The sequence below is a fragment of the Bacillus sp. JHAA genome, from assembly GCF_036961585.1.
In the GTDB taxonomy this organism is placed as follows: domain Bacteria; phylum Bacillota; class Bacilli; order Bacillales; family Bacillaceae; genus Bacillus; species Bacillus velezensis.
Genome location: NZ_JBAMDE010000005.1, coordinates 227,988 through 251,213, shown reverse-complemented (window position 1 = coordinate 251,213; position 23,226 = coordinate 227,988). Strand labels below are relative to the sequence as shown.

Annotated in this window: 26 protein-coding genes; 25 read left to right on the top strand and 1 reads right to left on the bottom strand. The window is 46.6% G+C overall.

The genetic code is table 11. The annotated features are described in order from the left end of the window. Positions 1 to 21: 21 nt before the first annotated feature. Together rpsA and fni are read left to right on the top strand one after the other, a co-directional pair. On the top strand, positions 22 to 1,170 hold the full coding sequence (gene rpsA, locus V7728_RS13890) for a 30S ribosomal protein S1 (protein WP_007612259.1): 1,149 nt from the start codon (positions 22 to 24) through the stop codon (positions 1,168 to 1,170). 14 nt (positions 1,171 to 1,184) lie between these two features. Continuing rightward, positions 1,185 to 2,234, top strand: a complete 1,050-nt coding sequence (fni, locus tag V7728_RS13885; RefSeq protein WP_099566873.1) for a type 2 isopentenyl-diphosphate Delta-isomerase — start codon at positions 1,185 to 1,187, stop codon at positions 2,232 to 2,234. A 34-nt stretch (positions 2,235 to 2,268) separates the two neighbouring features. On the opposite strand, the gene V7728_RS13880 is transcribed toward fni, so the two are convergent. Next, positions 2,269 to 2,400, bottom strand: coding sequence for a YpzI family protein (locus V7728_RS13880; protein WP_003153429.1), 132 nt, complete (start codon positions 2,398 to 2,400; stop codon positions 2,269 to 2,271). Between the two features lie 76 nt (positions 2,401 to 2,476). On the opposite strand from V7728_RS13880, the gene V7728_RS13875 reads away from it, so the two are divergent. The 23 genes from V7728_RS13875 to trpA all read left to right on the top strand — a co-directional run bounded on the left by V7728_RS13875 (position 2,477) and on the right by trpA (position 23,221). Then, positions 2,477 to 3,079, top strand: coding sequence for a YphA family membrane protein (locus V7728_RS13875; RefSeq protein WP_007409452.1), 603 nt, complete (start codon positions 2,477 to 2,479; stop codon positions 3,077 to 3,079). Between the two features lie 192 nt (positions 3,080 to 3,271). After that, positions 3,272 to 4,582: a ribosome biogenesis GTPase Der gene (der, locus tag V7728_RS13870; RefSeq protein WP_003153433.1), complete on the top strand. Its 1,311-nt coding sequence runs from the start codon at positions 3,272 to 3,274 to the stop codon at positions 4,580 to 4,582. A 17-nt stretch (positions 4,583 to 4,599) separates the two neighbouring features. Next, complete coding sequence (locus V7728_RS13865; protein ID WP_003153434.1) at positions 4,600 to 5,637, top strand: NAD(P)H-dependent glycerol-3-phosphate dehydrogenase; 1,038 nt, start codon at positions 4,600 to 4,602, stop codon at positions 5,635 to 5,637. Between the two features lie 318 nt (positions 5,638 to 5,955). Next, entirely contained in the window at positions 5,956 to 6,159 is a 204-nt protein-coding gene (locus tag V7728_RS13860) for a DUF2768 domain-containing protein (protein ID WP_003153435.1), read from the top strand. A 19-nt stretch (positions 6,160 to 6,178) separates the two neighbouring features. Further along, on the top strand, positions 6,179 to 6,913 hold the full coding sequence (locus V7728_RS13855; RefSeq protein ID WP_012117868.1) for a hypothetical protein: 735 nt from the start codon (positions 6,179 to 6,181) through the stop codon (positions 6,911 to 6,913). Between the two features lie 185 nt (positions 6,914 to 7,098). Next, positions 7,099 to 8,577 (top strand): stage IV sporulation protein A, encoded by a 1,479-nt coding sequence (gene spoIVA / locus V7728_RS13850; protein WP_007409454.1) that lies wholly within the window; start codon positions 7,099 to 7,101, stop codon positions 8,575 to 8,577. A 374-nt stretch (positions 8,578 to 8,951) separates the two neighbouring features. Then, positions 8,952 to 9,230: a non-specific DNA-binding protein Hbs gene (hbs, locus tag V7728_RS13845; RefSeq protein WP_003153447.1), complete on the top strand. Its 279-nt coding sequence runs from the start codon at positions 8,952 to 8,954 to the stop codon at positions 9,228 to 9,230. A gap of 186 nt (positions 9,231 to 9,416) precedes the next feature. Further along, on the top strand, positions 9,417 to 9,989 hold the full coding sequence (folE, locus tag V7728_RS13840) for a GTP cyclohydrolase I FolE (protein WP_003153448.1): 573 nt from the start codon (positions 9,417 to 9,419) through the stop codon (positions 9,987 to 9,989). Between the two features lie 20 nt (positions 9,990 to 10,009). After that, positions 10,010 to 10,237 carry a trp RNA-binding attenuation protein MtrB gene (mtrB, locus tag V7728_RS13835; RefSeq protein WP_003153449.1) on the top strand — a complete coding sequence of 76 codons (228 nt, stop codon included), beginning with the start codon at positions 10,010 to 10,012 and terminating at the stop codon, positions 10,235 to 10,237. Between the two features lie 156 nt (positions 10,238 to 10,393). Further along, positions 10,394 to 11,149, top strand: a complete 756-nt coding sequence (hepS, locus tag V7728_RS13830) for a heptaprenyl diphosphate synthase component 1 (protein ID WP_015240105.1) — start codon at positions 10,394 to 10,396, stop codon at positions 11,147 to 11,149. A gap of 5 nt (positions 11,150 to 11,154) precedes the next feature. Then, positions 11,155 to 11,856: a demethylmenaquinone methyltransferase gene (menG, locus tag V7728_RS13825; RefSeq protein WP_003153453.1), complete on the top strand. Its 702-nt coding sequence runs from the start codon at positions 11,155 to 11,157 to the stop codon at positions 11,854 to 11,856. Between the two features lie 28 nt (positions 11,857 to 11,884). Next, positions 11,885 to 12,847, top strand: coding sequence for a heptaprenyl diphosphate synthase component II (gene hepT, locus V7728_RS13820; protein WP_082998683.1), 963 nt, complete (start codon positions 11,885 to 11,887; stop codon positions 12,845 to 12,847). 120 nt (positions 12,848 to 12,967) lie between these two features. Continuing rightward, on the top strand, positions 12,968 to 13,414 hold the full coding sequence (ndk, locus tag V7728_RS13815; RefSeq protein ID WP_012117865.1) for a nucleoside-diphosphate kinase: 447 nt from the start codon (positions 12,968 to 12,970) through the stop codon (positions 13,412 to 13,414). Positions 13,415 to 13,603: 189 nt separating this feature from the next. Then, complete coding sequence (locus V7728_RS13810) at positions 13,604 to 14,374, top strand: protein-glutamate O-methyltransferase (RefSeq protein WP_082998682.1); 771 nt, start codon at positions 13,604 to 13,606, stop codon at positions 14,372 to 14,374. A gap of 71 nt (positions 14,375 to 14,445) precedes the next feature. Further along, positions 14,446 to 15,618: a chorismate synthase gene (gene aroC / locus V7728_RS13805; protein ID WP_082998681.1), complete on the top strand. Its 1,173-nt coding sequence runs from the start codon at positions 14,446 to 14,448 to the stop codon at positions 15,616 to 15,618. Then, the gene (gene aroB / locus V7728_RS13800) at positions 15,618 to 16,706 is read left to right on the top strand and encodes a 3-dehydroquinate synthase (protein ID WP_082998680.1); all 1,089 of its coding nucleotides are present in this window, start codon (positions 15,618 to 15,620) and stop codon (positions 16,704 to 16,706) included. Before aroC ends, aroB begins: the two co-directional genes overlap by 1 nt. After that, complete coding sequence (aroH, locus tag V7728_RS13795; RefSeq protein WP_082998679.1) at positions 16,703 to 17,086, top strand: chorismate mutase; 384 nt, start codon at positions 16,703 to 16,705, stop codon at positions 17,084 to 17,086. Before aroB ends, aroH begins: the two co-directional genes overlap by 4 nt. Before the next feature lie 223 nt (positions 17,087 to 17,309). Continuing rightward, positions 17,310 to 18,857, top strand: a complete 1,548-nt coding sequence (gene trpE, locus V7728_RS13790) for an anthranilate synthase component I (RefSeq protein ID WP_052827607.1) — start codon at positions 17,310 to 17,312, stop codon at positions 18,855 to 18,857. Beyond that, positions 18,829 to 19,845 carry an anthranilate phosphoribosyltransferase gene (gene trpD / locus V7728_RS13785; RefSeq protein ID WP_099566871.1) on the top strand — a complete coding sequence of 339 codons (1,017 nt, stop codon included), beginning with the start codon at positions 18,829 to 18,831 and terminating at the stop codon, positions 19,843 to 19,845. Before trpE ends, trpD begins: the two co-directional genes overlap by 29 nt. After that, on the top strand, positions 19,838 to 20,590 hold the full coding sequence (trpC, locus tag V7728_RS13780; RefSeq protein ID WP_012117859.1) for an indole-3-glycerol phosphate synthase TrpC: 753 nt from the start codon (positions 19,838 to 19,840) through the stop codon (positions 20,588 to 20,590). Before trpD ends, trpC begins: the two co-directional genes overlap by 8 nt. Positions 20,591 to 20,594: 4 nt before the next feature. After that, positions 20,595 to 21,248 carry a phosphoribosylanthranilate isomerase gene (locus tag V7728_RS13775; protein ID WP_094031805.1) on the top strand — a complete coding sequence of 218 codons (654 nt, stop codon included), beginning with the start codon at positions 20,595 to 20,597 and terminating at the stop codon, positions 21,246 to 21,248. Further along, a complete protein-coding gene (trpB, locus tag V7728_RS13770) occupies positions 21,229 to 22,431 on the top strand; it encodes a tryptophan synthase subunit beta (protein WP_025284928.1) in 1,203 nt (400 codons plus the stop codon). The genes V7728_RS13775 and trpB overlap by 20 nt, the downstream gene beginning before the upstream one ends. Next, positions 22,424 to 23,221, top strand: coding sequence for a tryptophan synthase subunit alpha (gene trpA, locus V7728_RS13765; RefSeq protein WP_099566870.1), 798 nt, complete (start codon positions 22,424 to 22,426; stop codon positions 23,219 to 23,221). Before trpB ends, trpA begins: the two co-directional genes overlap by 8 nt. Positions 23,222 to 23,226: the final 5 nt, after the last annotated feature.

Genomic DNA, 23,226 nt, shown 5'->3' with positions numbered 1-23,226 from the left:
TGGACCAAGGAGGTTATTCAAATGACAGAGGAAATGAATCAAATTGATGTTCAAGTGCCAGAGGTTGGAGATGTAGTAAAAGGGATTGTGACAAAGGTAGAGGACAAGCATGTAGATGTCGAAATTGTCAATGTCAAACAGTCCGGAATCATTCCAATCAGTGAATTATCAAGTCTTCATGTAGAGAAAGCATCGGATGTCGTAAAAGTTGACGACGAGCTTGACCTGAAAGTAACAAAAGTGGAAGACGATGCTTTGATTTTATCTAAACGTGCCGTTGATGCTGACCGCGCTTGGGAAGACCTTGAAAAAAAATTCGACACAAAAGAAGTGTTTGAAGCTGAAGTGAAAGATGTGGTGAAAGGCGGTCTCGTCGTTGATATCGGCGTTCGCGGCTTCATTCCCGCATCACTTGTCGAAGCTCATTTCGTCGAGGATTTCACTGACTATAAAGGGAAAACCCTCTCTCTTATCGTCGTTGAACTCGACCGTGATAAAAACCGGGTGATTCTGTCACACCGGGCTGTAGTGGAAAAAGAACAGACAGCCAAAAAACATGATTTTCTCCAAACGCTTGAGGTTGGAAGCGTGCTTGAAGGAAAAGTGCAGCGTCTGACTGATTTCGGCGCATTTGTCGACATCGGCGGAATTGACGGGCTTGTTCATATTTCGCAGCTGTCTCATTCACACGTCGAAAAACCGTCTGACGTGGTGGAAGAAGGTCAGGACGTAAAAGTGAAAGTACTGTCCGTAGACCGCGATAACGAGCGTATTTCTTTATCTATTAAAGAAACGCTGCCGGGACCTTGGAGCCAGGTCGGCGAAAAGGTAAAACAGGGAGATGTGCTTGAAGGAAAAGTGCAGCGCCTTGTAAGCTTCGGCGCCTTCGTTGAAATTCTTCCGGGCGTGGAAGGACTTGTGCACATTTCGCAAATTTCCAATAAACATATCGGAACGCCGCATGAAGTGCTTGAAGAAGGACAGACTGTTAAAGTGAAAGTGCTTGACGTGAACGAAAGCGAAGAGCGCATTTCCTTAAGCATGCGTGAGCTTGAAGAAGCGCCGAAAGCCGATCAGGAGGACTTCCGCCAATACCAGGCGAAAGAAGAGCCGAGCACCGGCTTCCAGCTTGGCGATTTAATCGGAGACAAGCTTAATAAATTAAAATAAATTGGTGATAAAACGTGACACGAGCAGAACGAAAAAGAGAACATATAAATCATGCGCTGTCTACCGGCCAAAACCGGGAAACGGGGCTTGATGATATTATGTTTGTTCATGTCAGCCTACCGAACCTAGCATTGGAAAAAGTGGATATATCAACGAAAATCGGCGGACTCACAAGCAGTTCGCCGATTTTTATCAATGCGATGACAGGCGGCGGCGGACAGCTTACATACGAAATTAACAGATCGCTGGCAAGAGCGGCGCGCAAAGCCGGCATGCCGCTGGCTGTCGGTTCGCAAATGTCAGCTTTAAAAGATCCCTCCGAACGGTGTTCTTATGAGATCGTCAGAAAAGAGAATCCGGACGGGCTGATATTTGCCAATTTAGGCAGCGAGGCGGATGCCGAGCAGGCGAAAAGAGCAGTTGATATGATTCAAGCAGATGCCCTCCAGATTCATTTAAATGTGATTCAGGAGATCGTCATGCCAGAGGGTGACAGAAGCTTTACTGGCGCTCTCTGCCGTATTGAGCGGATTGCGGCGGAAGCGGGAGTTCCCGTTTTTGTCAAAGAAGTCGGCTTCGGAATGAGCAGGGAATCGGCACGGCAGTTATTTGATGCTGGCGCAGCAGCAGTTGATGCCGGCGGATACGGCGGTACAAATTTCTCTAAGATCGAAAATATGCGCAGAGAGAAGGCGCTTCATTTTTTTAATACGTGGGGAATTTCCACTGCCGCAAGCTTAGCGGAAATCCACTCGCTCTCCGCTGATCAATCAATTATCGCATCCGGCGGGCTGCAAAGCGCCCTGGATGTCGCCAAATCGATTGCCCTCGGCGCTTCCGGCGCGGGAATGGCGGGCACTTTCCTGAAAGCTCTCACCTCTAAAGGAGAAGAGGGCCTGTTTGACGAGATGACGGCGCTTTTGCAAGAGCTGAAAATGATTATGACCGCCCTCGGATGCCAATCGGTTTCCCAATTGCAAAAGGCGCCTTTGGTCATAAAAGGTGACACACATCACTGGCTTTCTGAACGGGGGATTGACACGTCCTGTTTCAGCAGACGTTAAAAGGCATGCGAACCCGCATGCCTTTTTCTGTTTTTTACGATTTTCTTTTTCGGAATTCCCCGTTTTGCTCAAGGCTTGTCGCTCCTTTATGGTGAATCGAATCATCGCGATCAGATTCCACTCGTCGGGAGGCTTTCAGTTTTTTCTCCTGTCTGTCTTTTCCCATCCTTATCCGCTCCTTTCAGGCATAATTGGTTTAAAAAATGCGTTCCCGCTCCATACTGATCAGAGGAGGAGCGATTATGGAACCGTTTTATTATTACTGGTCAATGTGGTTTTTATGGATACTTGCGACTTTTATTTTTGCCAAAACGAAAAGCCGTTTTTACGTATCAGTCTTTATTTTGACTAATATGATGGCAAGCATACATCAGATTACGGCTTATTTTACGCTGAATGCGGCATATGTCATGTTTTTTGCTGCGGCATTTGTTTATGCGGGAAGCCTCGGCATGCATAAACGGCTCCGTAATATTGTGATTCATCTGACGGCGGCTGCGGCGTACGGCTTTATTTTTCTTTTTGCATTATATGATCCTGTTTGGTTTATCATAAAACCTGAATGGGCGGCGGTTATACTGCTTACCGTTATTACGCTTTCCGTTGAGGGGCGGTTCCCTGAGAGGCTTTGTCTTTTTGTTCTCGGCATGTGCCAGGGGGAGCTATTGTATGCTGCGGTCATCCGCAATATTGCGGGTGCGGCAGCCGTCGGGGATTATAAGTGGCTTTCAGGCTGTTCGGCGGGAGTGGTTCTTCTCGTCGGGCTGACTACATATGAACAGCTTGCGGCGCGCATCAGCCAAAAAAGCAAAAAGCAGGGCAAAGGAGCGACAAAAATGTCTTGAAAACAGACGGAGACTGTTACATGAATGCGAAACATTTTGAAGAATACATTGTGATCTCAGTGAAAACTGATATAATAAATGAGTTAAGCCCTTCTGTTTGAAGGGTTCTTTTCATAGCGAAGATGATTTTTAATAACCGGTTGAACAATTTTTTGTGAAAATGTAAGCGGCTGGATTGAAAGGAAGGGTACTATGGGTAAACCTGTCGTAGCCATTGTCGGAAGACCGAATGTGGGAAAATCCACAATCTTTAACCGGATTGCGGGTGAAAGAATTTCAATAGTAGAAGATACCCCCGGAGTGACGCGGGACCGGATATACAGTTCGGCGGAATGGCTGAATTATGATTTTAACCTGATTGATACGGGCGGAATTGATATCGGAGACGAACCGTTTCTGACACAGATCCGCCAGCAGGCTGAAATCGCCATGGACGAGGCTGATGTGATCATCTTTATGGTGAACGGCCGCGAAGGTGTGACGTCTGCGGATGAAGAAGTGGCAAAAATACTGTACCGGACGAAAAAACCGGTCGTATTAGCCGTTAATAAATTAGATAATACCGAAATGAGAGCGAACATCTATGACTTTTATGCGCTCGGCTTTGGAGAACCGTATCCGATTTCGGGCACACACGGTTTAGGATTGGGAGATTTGCTCGATGCTTGTGCCGAGCATTTTAAAAACATTCCGGAGACGAAGTACAGTGATGATGTCGTTCAATTCTGCCTGATCGGCCGCCCGAATGTCGGAAAATCATCCCTTGTCAATGCGATGCTCGGCGAAGAGCGGGTTATCGTGAGCAACGTAGCCGGAACGACTAGAGACGCTGTGGATACGGCGTTCACCTACAATCAGCAGGAATTTGTAATCGTTGACACGGCGGGAATGAGAAAAAAGGGTAAAGTATATGAAACAACAGAAAAATACAGTGTGCTTCGGGCGTTAAAAGCCATTGACCGCTCAGACGTCGTCGGCGTTGTGCTGAATGCAGAAGAAGGCATCCTTGAGCAGGACAAGCGGATCGCCGGATACGCCCATGAAGCCGGGAAAGCCGTCGTCATTATCGTAAACAAATGGGATGCCGTTGATAAAGACGAGCGCACGATGAAAGAATTTGAACAGAATATTCGGGAACATTTCCAATTTCTCGATTACGCGCCGGTGCTGTTTATGTCGGCACTGACTACAAAGCGGATTCATACACTCATGCCTGCGATTATTAAAGCGAGTGAAAACCACTCTCTCCGCGTGCAGACAAATGTCTTAAATGATGTCATTATGGATGCGGTCGCCATGAATCCGACTCCGACGCACAACGGCTCCCGTCTGAAAATTTACTATGCGACTCAAGTCGCTGTTAAGCCGCCGAGCTTCGTTGTTTTTGTCAACGATCCGGAACTGATGCATTTTTCTTATGAACGCTTTTTAGAAAACCGAATCCGGGACGCTTTCGGATTTGAAGGTACGCCAATTAAAATATTTGCAAGAGCAAGAAAATAAAAAGGTGTGATACAGAGATGAAAAAAGTGGCAATGCTTGGAGCGGGAAGCTGGGGCACTGCACTTTCTTTAGTGCTGGCTGATAACGGACATCAAGTCATGATGTGGGGACACCGTGCCGAATTGATCGATCAAATCAACGAACTGCATGAAAACAAAGATTACCTGCCGGGGGTGGAGCTATCAAGTTCTATCATCGGTACAGCTGATTTAAGCGAGGCTTTAAAAGGAGCTGACTTCATCATTGTGGCAGTTCCGACAAAAGCCATTCGGGAAGTGCTGAAAAAGGCTCTGCCGTACATCCCGAAACAATCGATTTTTGTTCATGTCAGCAAGGGAATTGAGCCGGATTCGCTTCTCCGCATTTCAGAATTAATGGAAGAGGAGCTGCCTGAGGAGTACAGAAAAGACATCGTCGTGCTTTCAGGGCCGAGCCACGCTGAGGAAGTCGGATTAAGACACCCGACGACTGTTACATCATCTTCAAAAAATATCAAGGCTGCAGAAGCGGTTCAGGATTTATTCATGAACCAGCATTTCCGCGTCTATACCAATCCGGATATGATCGGTGTTGAAATAGGGGGAGCGTTAAAGAATATCATCGCTCTTGCAGCGGGGATTACAGACGGATTGGGATACGGAGATAATGCAAAAGCGGCCTTAATCACCCGAGGTCTTGCTGAAATCGCCAGACTCGGCACAAAGATGGGCGGAAATCCGCTCACCTTTTCCGGCCTGACCGGCGTAGGCGATTTAATCGTGACGTGTACAAGCGTTCATTCCCGAAACTGGCGCGCCGGCAACCTGCTCGGCAAAGGATATAAGCTGGAAGCTGTCCTGGATAAGATGGGGATGGTTGTTGAAGGCGTGCGGACGACGAAAGCTGCGTATCAGCTGTCTCAAAAATACCAAGTGAAAATGCCGATCACAGAGGCGCTTCACCAAGTATTATTTAACGGGCAGAAGGTAGAAACGGCCGTAGAATCCTTAATGGCCAGAGTGAAAACCCATGAGATGGAAGACTTGGTCAACACATTCGAAAACCGGGTGAAGTGACAATAACATGCCGTCAGCATATTCTGAAGTGACGAAAGTCCAAAACGCAGAACTCTCCGGCTGAAATCGCTTAAAACATTTGCTGATTTAGGCAGAAGAGGATGCAGACGTATGCATCTGCGCATACTATAGCATCGAAGTCCAAGAGAGTGTATCTCAGACGTACAGGTGAATATAGTCAACTTGACTGAAGCAAAGTCCCCCTCTTTGCTTCAGTTTTTTTGTTTTTTCAATAGATGGAAAACCTGTTGATCTTTTCAACATTTGTATATTAAAATGAAATATAACGCTTACAATGATGGGACGGGGGGCACGAACGTGAGTGTGGCATTGATGAAAATGTGGTTTGCGCTTGGTGCTATGGGATTAATGTTTGTTGCGGTGGCCTCTATTTATGTCAGCAGGTACAAAGTGAAAAACAAACTGATAAAAGCAGCGGTTTCTTCACTTGCTTATGCCTGCATGGTCATCTCGGGATTGATCGTGTTAATGGTCGTTTTCAGCGGGCCTGTCAATGAATAAAGCAAAAAGGGGGCGCGGAATGCATAAGTTAAAAATGGCCGTCATAACGGCAATGGCGGTGCTCCTGCTGTCCGGCTGTCTGTACCCTGAAGCGGAAAAAACTGAAAATAAAGTATCTTACAAACATCAGCTTCAGCAGGTGCAAGCGGCAGTGGATGAATTTAAAAAGGCGAACGGCGGACTTCTGCCGATTCAGACAAAAGATATGAAAACACCGCTCTATCAAAAATATCCGATAGATTTTAAGCGGCTCGCGCCCAGATACATAGAGGAGCCGCCGGCCTCAGCTTATGAAAGCGGGGGAATGTACCAATACGTGCTTGTCGATGTGGAACATAAGCCGACCGTCAAGCTGGTCGATCTCCAAATGGCGGAAGCAATCCGCGACATGAAGCTGCGTGTCAAAATGTATCAGGAAAAGCATACATATCCTCCCTATGAGGACGCCGTTTCAAAAGGGCTTTTCACTTTAAATAAAAAAAAGCTCGGCATGAAAGACTCTCCTTCAGTCAAAAGTCCGGTTTCAGGCACGTCTCTGCCGCTTTTAATCGGCGCTGACGGAGAAATCTATGCCGACTATCGCGTCGATCTCGCCCGCTGCCTGAAGGAAAACAAAAAGAAAATCAAACCGGGCGCGGAAATTCAAGATATTTTATGGAAAGAGACTCCTTTCGTCCCGGCCTTTTCAGTCACATACACCGTAAATGAAAAACAGGAACCCGTTTTTTTAGAAAGTCAAACGAAACAGGAATGAACCTTTTTCCCGCGCATACAAATAGGGAGAAAGGTTTTTTTGATTTTGATAGAAAAGACTGCCTGAAAATTTTCTAAAGATGTCATATTGAAATAGGACAACGTCATACACATATAGTGTCCTGTATTTGATTGGAGAATGGTGAATGAAAAATGATAAGGATAGGAAGTCCGGGAGGGGATCACTTGGAAAAGGTCGATATTTTCAAGGATATCGCTGAACGAACAGGGGGCGATATATACTTAGGAGTCGTTGGCGCTGTCCGTACAGGGAAATCTACATTCATTAAAAAATTTATGGAGCTCGTGGTGCTCCCGAATATCAGCAATGAGGCCGATCGAGCGCGGGCGCAGGATGAGCTTCCGCAAAGCGCAGCAGGAAAAACGATAATGACCACAGAACCAAAATTTGTCCCGAATCAAGCCATGTCCGTTCATGTTGCGGAAGGACTGGATGTCAACATCCGTCTTGTGGATTGTGTGGGATATACGGTTCCCGGGGCGAAGGGATATGAGGATGAAAACGGCCCGAGAATGATCAATACACCTTGGTACGAAGAACCGATTCCCTTTCATGAGGCAGCGGAAATCGGTACGAGAAAAGTCATCCAGGAACACTCCACAATAGGGGTCGTCATTACGACAGACGGCTCAATCGGCGATATTGCGCGGGGCGATTACGTGGAAGCGGAAGAAAGAGTCATCGACGAGCTGAAGGAAGTCGGCAAACCGTTTATTATGGTCATCAACTCGGTAAAACCGTACCACCCGGAAACAGAAGCGCTCAGAGCTGAATTAAGCGCGAAATATGATATTCCCGTCCTCGCCATGAGTGTTGAAAGCATGCGGGAAACAGATGTGTTAAGCGTCCTCAGAGAAGCGCTTTACGAGTTCCCTGTGCTGGAAGTCAATGTCAACCTTCCGAGCTGGGTCATGGTGCTGAAAGAAAATCACTGGCTCAGAGAGAGCTACCAGGAATCAGTGAAAGAAACCGTAAAAGATATTAAACGCCTGCGCGATGTCGACCGGGTTGTCGGCCACTTCAGTGAATTTGAGTTTATTGAAAGCGCCGGTCTGGCCGGAATCGAACTTGGCCAGGGTGTCGCAGAAATTGATTTGTATGCGCCGGATCATTTATATGACCAGATTTTAAAAGAAGTTGTCGGTGTTGAAATCCGCGGGAAAGACCACCTGCTTGAATTAATGCAGGACTTCGCCCACGCGAAAAAAGAATATGATCAGGTATCAGATGCGCTGAAAATGGTGAAACAGACCGGCTACGGCATTGCCGCCCCGGCCTTAGCCGATATGAGCCTTGATGAACCGGAAATCATCAGACAGGGATCAAGGTTTGGAGTAAGGCTCAAAGCGGTCGCTCCGTCCATTCATATGATCAAAGTGGATGTGGAAAGTGAATTCGCGCCGATCATCGGGACGGAAAAACAAAGTGAAGAACTTGTCCGTTACTTAATGCAGGACTTTGAAGATGATCCGCTTTCTATCTGGAACTCCGATATTTTCGGCAGATCATTGAGCTCTATCGTAAGAGAAGGAATCTCCGCAAAACTGTCACTCATGCCGGAAAATGCGAGATATAAACTGAAAGAAACGCTGGAGAGAATTATTAACGAAGGCTCAGGCGGCCTGATCGCCATTATTTTGTAAGCTGAAGGACCTCTTCCTGAAACGGGGGGTCTTTTTTTATTCTTTTTAGATACTGGAAATCAATCAAGGATTAGGAGGAAAAAAGCAAAAAAAGGAATATTTGTTCGGTAAAACACGTGAAAACCTTGACGAGCAAGGGATTGAGGCTTTAAAATGCTTGATATGGCTTTTTATATGTGTTACTCTACATACAGAAAATCTTCACTTTGTTGGACAAACATTCCTCAAAGTGTCTGTTTTCTTTTGAAAAGCCGTTTACTTGTCTGTTCTTCCCTGCTTTGATTTTTTATCAGACAGGTTTAGAATCAGGCTGAACTGTGAAGAAATGATAATAAACTGCTGATTTGATACCCTTTTGGGAGGAGGTGAAAGGCATGAACAAGACAGAACTAATCAATGCGGTTGCTGAAGCAAGCGAATTGTCTAAAAAAGACGCTACAAAAGCAGTTGATTCTGTTTTTGATACGATTTTAGATGCACTTAAAAACGGTGATAAAATCCAACTGATCGGTTTCGGTAACTTTGAGGTGCGCGAGCGCTCTGCACGTAAAGGACGTAACCCGCAAACAGGTGAAGAAATCGAAATCCCTGCAAGCAAGGTACCTGCTTTCAAACCAGGTAAAGCTCTTAAAGACGCTGTTGCAGGAAAATAATTGTGAATATAGATCGTGTATGCATCTGATACATACACTTTGTTTCTTCACAGAAAAGCCCCTTGATAAAGGGGCTTTTCATATTTAAGCAGCCTCGGTCACCGGGCAGGACTTTCGTTTTGCTTTTGGCGCGGCAAATGTGCTAGAATCGAAATTAAATGTATTCAATGGTGGAGGACACAGACAATGAAAGAAGTTAATAAAGAACAGATTGAACAGGCGGTTCGCCAGATTTTAGAGGCGATTGGAGAAGACCCGGACCGGGAAGGGCTTTTAGATACGCCGAAACGCGTGGCAAAAATGTACGCGGAAGTATTCTCGGGATTAAATGAAGACCCGAAAGAACACTTTAAAACCGTTTTCGGAGAAGACCATGAGGAGCTTGTTCTTGTAAAAGATATCGCGTTTCATTCCATGTGTGAACATCACCTTGTTCCTTTTTACGGAAAAGCGCATATTGCCTACATTCCGCGCGGCGGCAAAGTGACGGGCCTGAGTAAATTGGCGCGGGCGGTGGAAGCCGTCTCAAAACGCCCGCAGCTGCAGGAGCGCATCACTTCAACGATTGCAGAAAGCATCGTGGAGACCTTAGATCCCCACGGCGTCATGGTTGTCGTCGAAGCTGAGCATATGTGCATGACGATGAGGGGCGTAAGAAAGCCGGGTGCAAAAACAGTGACTTCCGCTGTAAGAGGTATTTTTAAAGATGACGCAGCGGCGCGTTCCGAAGTGTTAGAACATATTAAACGTGCGGATTAATAATGATAGAGGGTGCAGATATGAATTCAAAGCATTCAAGTGATTTTGTCGTCATTAAAGCGGTCGAGGACGGCGTGAACGTCATCGGTTTAACGAGAGGAACGGATACGAAATTTCACCATTCCGAAAAACTGGACAAAGGCGAAGTGATTATCGCTCAGTTTACTGAGCATACCTCTGCCATCAAAGTGAGAGGCAACGCCCTCATCCAGACCGCTTACGGAGAAATGAACAGCGAAAAAAAATAAGCCGGCTGTTTCCCGCTTTTGCCAAATGCCCGCAAACGGCGGGAGAATACAGCCAATTTCTTTTTTTTATGCTATAATGATACCTGCGTATAATAATGACGAGTAAATCTCATACATATTAGAATAAATGTGAATTTGGGGACAAGGGTGATATTTTTGCAAGACATCTACGGAACTTTAGCGAATCTAAATATGAAATTAAAACAAAAGCTGTCTCATCCTTATTTAGCGAAACATATTTCTGCGCCTAAAATCGATGAGGATAAGCTTCTTCTTTTTCACGCTTTGTTTGAAGAGGCGGACATTAAGAACAACGACAGAGAAAATTACATAGTAACTGCGATGCTTGTCCAAAGCGCCCTTGATACCCACGATGAAGTGACAACAGCCAGAGCGTTAAAGCGAGACGAAAATAAAAACCGGCAGCTCACCGTGCTTGCCGGCGACTATTTCAGCGGACTGTATTATTCGCTTTTATCTGAAATGAAGGATATCTATATGATTCGGACGCTCGCTACGGCAATTAAAGAAATCAATGAGCATAAAATCCGTCTGTACGATCGGTCTGTCAATGACTTGAATCAATTGATCGAAAGCATGGCGATTGTGGAAGCGGCCCTGTTTCACAGAGTGTCAGACCACTTTAATCTTCCGCGCTGGAAAGAGCTGGCGAGTGATTTTTTTGTATATAAGCGGCTGATGAACGGCAATGCTATATTTCTCGATGTCATCGGCAATATTGTAAAGTCAGGGAAATCAAAGGCTGACATAATGGAAGATAGCTTCCGAAAGGCAAAGCAAAGCATTGAAACGCTGCTGCCGCTCAATTCACCAATTCAAAACCTAATGCTGAACCGGCTTAAAGCGATCAGCCAGGACAAAACATATCATCAGAAAGTGGAAGAAGGGTAATCAACATGCAGGAGTCAAAAGAACAGCGCGTACACGGCGTGTTTGAAAAAATCTATAAAAATTATGACCAAATGAACTCTGTTATCAGTTTTCAGCAGCATAAAAAATGGCGCGATAAAACGATGCAGATCATGAATGTAAAAGAAGGCGCAAAAGCGCTTGATGTCTGCTGCGGAACTGCTGACTGGACGATTGCCCTCGCAGAAGCGGCCGGAAAAAGCGGCGAAATCAAAGGACTGGATTTCAGCAAAAATATGCTGAGCATCGGTGAGAAAAAAGTGAAAGAGGGCGGTTACAGCCAAATTGAGCTTTTGCACGGAAATGCGATGGAGCTTCCTTTCGCTGATGATTCTTTTGATTTTGTCACCATCGGCTTCGGGCTGCGGAACGTTCCCGACTATCTGACCGTGCTGAAAGAAATGCGGCGGGTCGTCAAACCGGGCGGGCAGGTCGTATGTCTGGAAACATCCCAGCCGGAAATGTTCGGATTCAGACAGGCATATTTTCTTTATTTTAAATACATCATGCCTTTCTTCGGAAAAATGTTTGCGAAGAGCTATAAAGAATATTCTTGGCTTCAAGAATCGGCAAGAGAATTTCCCGGTATGAAAGAACTTGCCCGTCTGTTTGAAGAAGCGGGCCTGACGAATGTCAAATACCATTCGTTTACCGGCGGAGTGGCTGCTACGCATATCGGTTGGAAATGATGAATATACAGATGTTTGGGTGAATGATATGAAATTTAAAATGGCCTATTCTTTTTTAAATGACGATATTGATGTGATCGAAAGGGAGCTTGAGCAAACGGTGCGGTCAGACTATCCCTTGCTGAGTGAAGCCGGGCTCCACCTGCTCCAGGCGGGCGGCAAGCGGATCCGCCCTGTTTTCGTATTGCTTTCCGGCATGTTCGGCGACTATGACATTAATAAAATAAAATATGTTGCGGTGACGCTGGAAATGATTCATATGGCGTCCCTCGTGCATGACGACGTCATTGATGACGCCGAGCTGCGGAGGGGAAAACCGACCATCAAAGCCAAGTGGGACAACCGCATCGCCATGTATACCGGTGATTATATGCTTGCGGGCTCACTTGAGATGATGACGAGATTGGATGAGCCGAAAGCCCACCGGATCCTGTCCAAAACCATCGTAGAAGTATGCCTCGGAGAAATTGAACAGATCAGAGATAAATACAATATGGAACAAAACCTCAGAACCTATTTGCGCCGCATCAAACGGAAAACGGCTCTTCTCATTGCCGTCAGCTGCCAGCTCGGCGCCATCGCTTCGGGAGCTGATGAGAAGATTCACAAAGCATTATATTGGTTCGGTTATTACGTGGGCATGTCCTATCAGATTATTGACGACATTCTTGATTTCACTTCAACGGAAGAGGAACTGGGAAAACCGGTCGGAGGGGATCTGCTGCAAGGAAATGTCACTCTGCCCGTTTTGTACGCGCTCAGTCAGCCTGAATTGAAAAATCAGCTGAAATTAATTAACAGTGAAACAACACAGGAGCAGCTCGCCCCCATTATTGAAAATATTAAACGCACAGACGCGATTGAAAAATCAATAGCCGTCAGTGACAGGTACTTAAAAAAAGCGTTTGAAAAACTGAATACACTGCCGAGAGGACGTGCGCGCTCATCATTGGCCGCCATCGCCAAATATATCGGCAAACGGAAATTTTAAATTCCTTTTACGAACAAGATGTGAACATTCTCCGCCCTGGATTGATTAATTGTCAGAAAGATGTTACGATTTCGGTGTGCAACTTGAAAGCCTATACATAATGATGGGGTGGAGAATCTTATGGAAAAAACTTTTATCATGGTAAAACCGGACGGCGTACAGCGCCAGCTGATCGGAGAGATTTTATCCAGATTTGAGCGTAAGGGCTTACAATTGGCAGGAGCCAAGCTAATGCAAGTTTCAGAACAGATGGCTGAAACCCATTATGCTGAACATAAAGGGAAGCCGTTTTTCGGCGAGCTTGTGGAATTCATTACATCAGGACCCGTATTTGCAATGGTATGGGAAGGGGAAAATGTAGTAGAGATCACAAGACAGCTGATCGGAAAAACGAACCCGAAAGATGCACTGCCGGGCACAATCCGCGGTGACTACGGCATGTTTGTCGGCAAAAATATCATTCACGGTTCAGACTCCTTAGAAAGCGCTGAGCGGGAAATTCACATTTTCTTTAAACAGGAAGAGCTTGTACCGTATCAAAAATTAATGGCCGACTGGGTGTACTAAGCCGTCAGCCTTTCTTTTTCTCGTATTATGAAAAGGTTTACATCATTTATGAAAGACAGAGGCTGCGCTGCCCTGTCTTTTCGTTTCTCACAAATCAGCCCGCGGGCTGATTTTTTTATTGAAATCGTACAATTTCGACAGAAAACAGGCTATACTAGGACAAAAGACAGCGAGATTGGGAGAGAAGCAATGGAGCCTTACGACATTTTTATCACCAAGTGGAAACAAATAACCGGCGTTGATTTATCTTTATACAAAGAAGCACAGATGAAAAGGCGGCTGACGTCCCTTTATGAAAAGAAGGGGTTCAGAGATTTTCAGGAATTTGCCGCCGCTTTGGAAAAGGACAAGCTTTTATTAAATGAAACATTGGACAGAATGACGATCAATGTTTCTGAATTTTACCGAAATTATAAACGGTGGGAAGTTCTTGAAACTTCAATTCTTCCGTTAATAAAGCATAACAAACCGTTAAAAATATGGAGCGCGGCCTGTTCAACGGGAGAGGAACCTTATACTTTGGCGATGATTCTCAATCAGCAGACGGGACTGGCCGGATTTGAAATATTGGCGACAGATATTGATGAGAAGGCGCTGAGCAAAGCTAAGCGGGGCATCTATCAGGAACGCTCGCTGCAAGAGGTGCCGGCTTCAGTGAAAAGCCGTTATTTCACTAAGCAGGCTGACAACAGTTATCAAGTAAAACAAGAGATTCAAAAAAGCATCCGGTTTAAGCGGCACAACCTGCTTGCCGACAGCTATGAACAGGATTTTGATCTGATCGTCTGCCGCAACGTCTTTATTTATTTTACTGAAAAAGCAAAAGAAGAGCTGTATGTGAAAATGGCGGGCAGTCTGAAAAAGAACGGAATTCTGTTTGTCGGCAGTACAGAACAGATTTTCAGCCCGGAAAAATTCGGCCTTGAGAGCACTGATACATTTTTTTATCAAAAAAGATAGAAGACATTTAATGAAAACTTGTGGTATAGTTTTACTTAAAAGCGTTAATGCGATGAAGGGAGAAGAAAGAAATGAGATACTTAACAGCCGGAGAATCACACGGTCCGCAGCTGACGACAATTATAGAAGGTGTGCCTGCGGGGCTTTATATAACTGAAGAAGACATTAATTTTGAGCTTGCCAGACGTCAAAAAGGGCACGGCCGCGGACGCCGCATGCAGATTGAAACGGACAGAGCGAAGATCACAAGCGGCGTGCGGCATGCCCGGACACTCGGTTCACCGATCGCGCTCGTTGTAGAAAATAAAGACTGGACTCACTGGACAAAAATCATGGGCGCCGCACCGATTACAGAAGAAGAAGAAAGTGAAATGAAACGCCAGATTTCAAGACCGAGACCGGGACACGCAGATTTGAACGGTGCTATTAAGTATAATCACCGTGATATGAGAAATGTGTTAGAACGATCTTCCGCGCGTGAGACAACGGTTCGCGTGGCTGCCGGAGCCGTCGCTAAAAAGATTTTAGCTGAGCTTGGCATTAAAGTCGCCGGACATGTCCTGCAAATCGGCAGCGTAAAAGCAGAGAAAACCGATTACACATCCATTGAGGATCTCCAACGGGTAACGGAAGAATCACCGGTCAGATGCTACGATGAAGAAGCAGGCCGTCAAATGATGGCAGCCATTGATGAAGCGAAGGCAAACGGCGACTCGATCGGCGGAATCGTTGAAGTGATCGTCGAAGGCATGCCGGTCGGTGTCGGAAGCTATGTCCACTATGACCGTAAGCTGGACAGCAAGCTCGCTGCTGCCGTTCTGTCGATTAACGCGTTTAAAGGCGTAGAGTTCGGCATCGGTTTTGAAGCGGCCGGCAAAAACGGCAGTGAAGTTCATGATGAAATCGTATGGGATGAAGAGAAAGGCTATACACGCGCCACAAACAGGCTCGGAGGATTAGAAGGCGGTATGACGACGGGAATGCCGATTGTCGTCCGCGGCGTTATGAAACCGATCCCTACTTTGTACAAGCCGCTGAAAAGCGTCGACATTGAAACGAAAGAACCGTTTACAGCGAGCATTGAACGTTCAGACAGCTGCGCGGTTCCGGCAGCAAGTGTAGTGGCTGAAGCAGCAGTGGCCTGGGAAATCGCAAATGCCGTCGTAGAACAATTCGGGCTTGACCAGATCGACCGAATTAAAGAAAATGTTGAAAACATGAAAAAATTATCGAGGGAATTCTGATGAAAGAGCTTGAGGTTCGGACAGCTTCCTCCGCATATCCCGTGTATATCGGTGAAGGTATAAGGAAACAGGCCGCTGCCCTTTTGTCTTCACTGAACAGGCCGCTGACAAAGATCCTTCTCATCATCGATGCTGAAGTTGACCGGCTTTACGGTGATGAGATGTTCCGGCTTTTAAACGAAACATGGCCCGTGAAAAAAGTGATCGTTCCAAGCGGAGAAGAAGCGAAATCTCTAAAAGAGTATGAACGGATTCAAACGGAAGCGATCGCTTTCCATATGGACCGCTCCTCATGTATGATTGCCTTCGGAGGCGGCGTGACGGGTGATTTGGCCGGCTTTTGCGCAGCAACTTTTATGCGCGGAATTGATTTCATTCAAATGCCGACAACACTGCTTGCCCATGACAGCGCGGTCGGCGGCAAGGTGGCCGTCAATCATAAACTCGGAAAGAACTTAATCGGCGCGTTTTATCAGCCGAAAGCGGTGATTTACGATACGGAGCTACTGAAAACCCTGCCGGAACAAGAGCTGAGATCGGGCATGGCTGAAGTGATCAAACACGCGTTTATCGCCGATCATGCTTTTTTAGAAAAACTTCTCACGTTTGACACGTTGCAAGGACTGACAAGCGCTGAGCTGAATGAAATGATTTATAAAGGAATTTCAATCAAATCGGCCGTCGTGCGTGAGGACGAAAAGGAAGAGGGGGTAAGAGCTTTTCTGAATTTCGGCCATACGCTTGGCCATGCCGTTGAGGCGGAATACGGCTACGGACGGATTACACATGGAGATGCGGTCGCCCTCGGCATGCAGTTTGCCCTTTACGTGAGTGAACAGGTTGCACGTTGCAAGATGAACAGGAAAGAACTTACACAATGGCTGATTGGGCTCGGCTATCCGGGAAGCATCAGACAAGATATTGAAACGCCGGTTCTCTCCGCCCGGATGATGAATGATAAAAAAACGCGCGGAGGCATGACACAGTTTATCGTGTTAAAGGAATTAGGCGAAGCGCGGGACTGCATGCTTTCAAAAGATGAGCTCGAAAATTTGCTGAACAAATGGCGAATGGAGGAAACAGCATGATGATACGCGGCATTCGCGGAGCAACAACGGTGGAACAAGACACCGGACAAGAAATTTTAGAAAAAACACAGCAGCTGCTTGAAAAAATCATTGAACAAAATGGATGCAAGCCGGAAGACGTTGTACAGATCCTGTTATCCGCCACGCCTGATATCCATTCCGTATTTCCGGCAAAAGCGGTCCGCCGCCTTTCCGGGTGGCAATACGTCCCGGTGACGTGCATGCAGGAAATGGATGTCACCGGCGCTCTGCAAAAGTGTATCCGTGTCCTGATGACGGTTCAGACGGATACGCCTCAGGATGAAATCAAGCATGTCTATTTAGAAAAAGCCGTTGTGTTAAGGCCGGATTTATCATTGACAAAAAATACTGACATGTAATACGATAAACAAAGCTTAGAAATACACAAGAGTGTGTATAGAGCTGGTAAGTAAGACATTGAACAGTTGAGTTTAGAATAGGGTAGCAGAGAATGAGTTTAGCTGAGCTGAGATAAACACGTTTTTATTCTGCCCAAAAGAAGCCTTTCTTTTGGGTTTATTTCTTATACGCAAGACTCCTCTCACTCTTCATCTCATTCTCCTTACCGTAAGGAGGAGAATCATGAATTTACAATCGGATGTTTCTTTATTTTTAAAGGACAGTCTGACACACCGCACCATTCCAATCGCAGAGACTTTTACGGTCGACACGATCACACCCATTCAGATGGTTGAAAAACTGGACAGAAACATTACGTATCTTTTAGAAAGCAAGGATGAGTCGTCAAGCTGGTCGAGATACTCTTTTATCGGCCTTGATCCTTTTATCACGATTAAAGAGAGTCATAACACATTCACTGCCGCTGATCCAAATGGGCATACGCTGTTTGAAGCCGGAGAATTAAAAGCCGTGCTTGACTGGATGAATGAGAGCTTCCGCATTAAAACACCCGAGCTTGATATCCCATTTTCGGGAGGGGCGGTCGGTTATCTGAGCTATGACATGATTCCTTTGATTGAGCCTTCCGTGCCAAGCCACGCGAAAGTAACAGATTTCGAAAAATGCATGCTGTTTGTCTGCCGGAAAATCATCGCGTACGACCACGAAACGAAACAAGTGCATTTCATTCAATATGCGGAGCTTAACGGCCGGGAGACGGAGGAAGAAAAGCGGGCCGTTTTTAAAGAAAATTGCGCGGAGCTTCGTAAGCTTATCGGTATTTTGACAGAATCGAAAGATATGAAAGAGCCGTTTTTTTCTAAAGAAACGTTTGACACGCCAAGTTTTGCCGCTGTGACATCCAATTATACGAAAGAAGAGTTTATGGCCGGCGTTAATAAACTGAAAGAATATATAAAAGCGGGAGACATTTTTCAAGGGGTGCTTTCGCAAAAGTTTGACATTCCGGTATCCAGGCATTCATTTGAGCTGTACAGGGTGCTTCGCATCATCAATCCTTCACCCTATATGTACTATATCAAACTGCCTGACAGAGACATTGTCGGGAGTTCGCCTGAACGTCTGATCCGCGTGCATGACAGGCACCTGGAAATTCATCCGATTGCCGGAACGAGAAGAAGGGGCGCCGGAAAAGAAGAGGACGAACGCCTGAAAAAAGAGCTGATGAATGACGAAAAAGAAAAAGCTGAACATTACATGCTCGTCGATCTTGCGCGCAATGACATCGGCAGAGTTGCGGAGTACGGTTCCGTAGCCGTTCCGGAATTCACAAAGGTCGTTTCTTTTTCACATGTGATGCACATCATCTCTGTTGTAACCGGCCGTTTAAAGCAGGGCATCCATCCCGTTGACGCGCTGATGTCGGCATTCCCGGCAGGAACACTCACGGGCGCTCCGAAAATCCGCGCGATGCAGCTTTTAAATGAATTAGAACCGACTTCCAGAGAAACCTACGGCGGATGTATCGCTTATATCGGATTTGACGGGTCAATTGATTCGTGTATTACCATCCGCACCATGAGTGTCAAAAACGGTACGGCATCGGTGCAGGCGGGCGCGGGAATAGTCGCCGATTCCGTCCCGGAAGCCGAATATGAAGAAAGCTGTAACAAAGCGGGGGCGCTTTTAAAAACGATTCAAATCGCAGAAGACATCTTTTCTGGCGGGGAGGAGAAGACGGATGAACAAATTTCTGCAATCGTGCGTTAATGGCCGTACGCTGAAAACCGGAGAAGCCGAAAAGCTGATGGAAATGATGATGAACGGGGACATGTCGCAGTCTGAGATCGGCGGGATTTTATCGGTGTTAGCCCACCGAGGTGAAACGGCGGAGGAGCTTGCCGGATTTGTAAAAGTGATGCGGGCGCGGGCACAGACATCAGGTAGCTTGACGGATGTCGTTGATACGTGCGGAACAGGCGGAGACGGGATTTCTACGTTTAACATATCCACGGCAGCGGCAATTACAGCTTCTGCTGCCGGAGCTAAAGTTGCCAAGCACGGAAATCGCTCCGTTTCGTCTAAAAGCGGCAGCGCGGATGTGCTGGAAAAGCTGGGGGTTTCCATTCAAGCCACTCCAGACAGCGTCAAACGCAGCATTGAAATGAAACAAATGGGGTTTTTGTTTGCGCCGCTGTTTCATTCGTCAATGAAGCACGTCGCCGCCGCAAGAAAAGAGCTTGGCTTCCGAACCGTATTTAATCTGCTGGGCCCGCTCAGCAACCCGCTGCAGGTGAAGCGGCAGGTGATCGGCGTCTATTCATTTGATAAAGCGCGCCTGATGGCTAGCGCTCTGGAACAATTTGATGTCAGACACGTCATGCTTGTGTCGGCCCGTGACGGATTAGATGAATTGTCCATCTCAGCACCGACCGATATCATTGAACTGAAAAACGGTGAACGTCTGGAATATTCCGTTTCACCTGAACAATTCGGTTTTGCAGAAGGTTCACTAAAGGATATTCAAGTGAGTTCATCGGAAGAAAGCGCGCTCCTCATTCAGAATATTTTTGCAAATAAAGCTCCGTCATCCGCTCTGCATATTACCGCCTTAAATGCGGGCGCGGCCATTTATACGGCAGGTCTTGCAAACGATCTGAAAGAAGGAACGAAAACCGCCTTAGAAGCGATTCAAAACGGAGATGCCAAAAGGCAGCTCGAACGTCTGAAACAGAAAGAGGAAGAAATGTATGCTTGATCAAATCATTCAGCAGAAAAAAGAAGAAATCAAATCCATCGTGCTGCCGGAAACCTGTCAAATTGAACGGAGATCCTTTAAAAAAGCGCTCCAGAACCCGAACCGTTTTATCGGGCTGATTGCCGAAGTGAAAAAAGCTTCGCCGTCTAAAGGATTGATTAAAGAGCATTTTGTTCCGGAAACGATTGCGGCGGATTATGAAGCGGCTAAAGCCGACGCCCTTTCAGTTCTCACGGATACCCGTTTTTTTCAGGGGAGAAATCAATTTCTGACAGATGTTAAACAAACCGTGTCTCTTCCCGTGCTGAGAAAAGATTTTATTATTGATTCCCTTCAGGTGGAGGAATCGTTCAGGATCGGCGCCGATGCCATTTTGCTGATCGGGGAAGCGCTGGAACCTTCAGAGCTTCATGAGCTTTATCTGGAAGCCCGCGAGAAGGGCATGGACGTTCTCGTTGAAGTCCATGATGAAACTGTGCTTGAACGGATTTTACAAGTGTTTCAGCCGGACATTCTCGGCATAAACAACCGGGACTTAAAAACGTTCCGTACTTCTGTTTCGCAAACGGAAAAAATAGCGCAGCTTGTACCGGACGGCTGCCTGCTGGTCAGCGAAAGCGGCATCGGTTCTTTGGCTGACCTGCAATTCGTCAACAAGCACGGGGCGCAGGCTGTATTGGTCGGAGAATCCTTAATGAGAGAGGATTCGCAGCAAAAGGCGATCCGCGGACTGTTCGGGGAGTGATGATATGAAAAAGCCTGAGGTAAAGTACTGCGGGATACGATCGAAGCGTGATTACGAACTTGCGGCAGCTTCAGGAGCGGATTATCTGGGATTTGTTTTTGCCGCAAGCAAACGGAGAGTAACGCCGGATGAGGTCCGGAAATGGAAAGAGCAGGTCTGGACAGACAAGAAACATGTCGGAGTATTTGTAAATGAAACGATAGAAAACATCGCGCAAATCGCCTCTGATCTGGCACTTGACGCCATCCAGCTTCACGGTGATGAATCGCCTGAGGATGCCCGCCGCCTCCGTCCGCTTGTGCGCTCGGAAATATGGAAAGCGCTCCATCACGGGGAAGGGACGCTTCGTCAGATGGCTCAATTTGCACCTGCTGTCGACGGCTATGTCATTGATTCTTCAGTAAAAGGAATGAGAGGCGGCACGGGAATCGCGTTTTCATGGGCTCGTGTCCCCTTGTACCGAAATCAGGCTCAAAATGCAAGCAAGCGCTGTTTTATTGCGGGCGGCGTTAATCCTGAAACGATTACCGGCTTACTGAGATCGCGTCCGTGCGGTATAGATCTTGCCAGCGGAATTGAAAAAAACGGACAAAAGGATCAAACACTGATCCGGCTTTTAGAAGAAAGGATGAACCACTATGTATCCATATCCAAATGAAATCGGAAGATACGGCGAATTCGGCGGCAAATTTGTCCCTGAAACATTGATGCGGCCCCTTGAGGAAATCGAAACGGCTTTCAAAGAATTAAAGAATGATCCCGTTTTTCATGCCGAATATAAAAAGCTATTGTTTGATTACTCCGGAAGACCGACCGCATTAACGTTCGCAGACAGGGTGTCAGATTATTTGGGAGGGGCGAAAATCTATCTGAAAAGAGAAGATTTAAACCATACCGGCTCTCATAAAATTAACAATGCGTTAGGCCAGATTCTGCTTGCCAAAAAGATGGGCAAAACGAAAATCATCGCCGAAACCGGTGCGGGACAGCACGGTGTGGCTGCCGCGACAGCCGCCGCAAAATTCGGTTTTAAGTGTACAGTTTTTATGGGTGAAGAAGACGTTGCACGCCAGTCGTTGAACGTATTCCGGATGAAACTGCTCGGCGCGGAAGTGGTGCCGGTCACAAGCGGCAACGGCACGCTGAAAGATGCGACGAATGAGGCGATCAGGTATTGGGTCCAGCATTGTGAAGATCATTTCTACCTTATCGGTTCTGTAGTGGGGCCGCACCCGTATCCGTATATCGTTCGCGAATTTCAGAAAATCATCGGCGAGGAAGCGAAAGAACAGCTCCGCCGGGTTGAAGGAACGCTCCCGGACAAGGTTGTTGCATGTGTCGGCGGCGGAAGCAATGCGATGGGCATATTTCAGGCCTTTTTAGACGAAGATATTGAGCTGATCGGCGCCGAGGCTGCCGGAAAAGGAATTGATACGCCGCTGCATGCGGCAACGATCGCAAAAGGGACGCTCGGGGTGATTCACGGTTCAATGACCTATTTAATACAAGATGAATACGGGCAGATTATCGAACCGTATTCCATTTCAGCAGGCCTTGATTACCCGGGGATCGGCCCTGAGCACGCTTATCTGCATAAAAGCGGCCGTGTAACGTACGAAAGCGTGACAGACGATGAAGCGATTGCCGCGTTACGTCTGCTTTCTGAAACAGAAGGTATTCTTCCGGCTATTGAATCTGCCCACGCTCTGGCAAAAGCGTTTGAAATGGCAAAAGACATGGATAAAGACAAAATCATTCTCGTCAGTTTGTCGGGAAGAGGAGATAAAGATGTTCATACGCTGATGAATGTTTTGGAAAACGGGGTGGGGACACATGTTTAATCTGCGAGATTCTGAAAAATTATTTATCCCTTTTATTACGGCTGGCGATCCGCTTCCTGACATTTCTGTTGAGCTGGCAATATCATTGCAGAATGCAGGCGCCTCTGCCCTTGAAATCGGCGTTCCTTACACAGATCCGCTTGCGGACGGACCCGTCATACAACGGGCTTCAAAACGGGCTCTGGAAAACGGAATGAATATCGTAAAAGCAATTGAACTTGGCGGCAAAATGAAAAAAAACGGCGTTCATATTCCAATTATCCTCTTTACGTATTATAATCCTGTGTTACAATTAGAAAAAGAATACTTTTTCGCTTTACTGCGGGAAAACGACATAGACGGTCTGCTTGTACCCGACCTTCCATTAGAGGAAAGCGCCCTTTTGCAAATGACATGCAAAAAGGCGAACATCGCTTATATCTCTCTGGTTGCGCCGACAAGTGAAGACCGTTTGAAAATAATTACTGAACAGGCCTGCGGCTTTGTGTATTGTGTATCCTCTTTAGGAGTGACGGGCGTACGCAGCGAATTCGACCCGTCTGTATACTCTTTCATACGTAAGGTGAAAGAATTCAGCCCTGTTCCGGTGGCGGTCGGTTTTGGCATTTCAAACCGCAAACAGGTTGACGGGATGAATGAAATATCTGACGGTGTCGTTGTCGGCAGCGCGCTTGTCAAAAAAGTTGAAGAGCTTAAAACAAAGCTTGTGAATCCCGAAACAAGAGCTGATGCGCTTCTTGAATTTGAAGAATACGCAAAGACGTTCGGACGACTGTACAGTGTAAAATGAGGTGA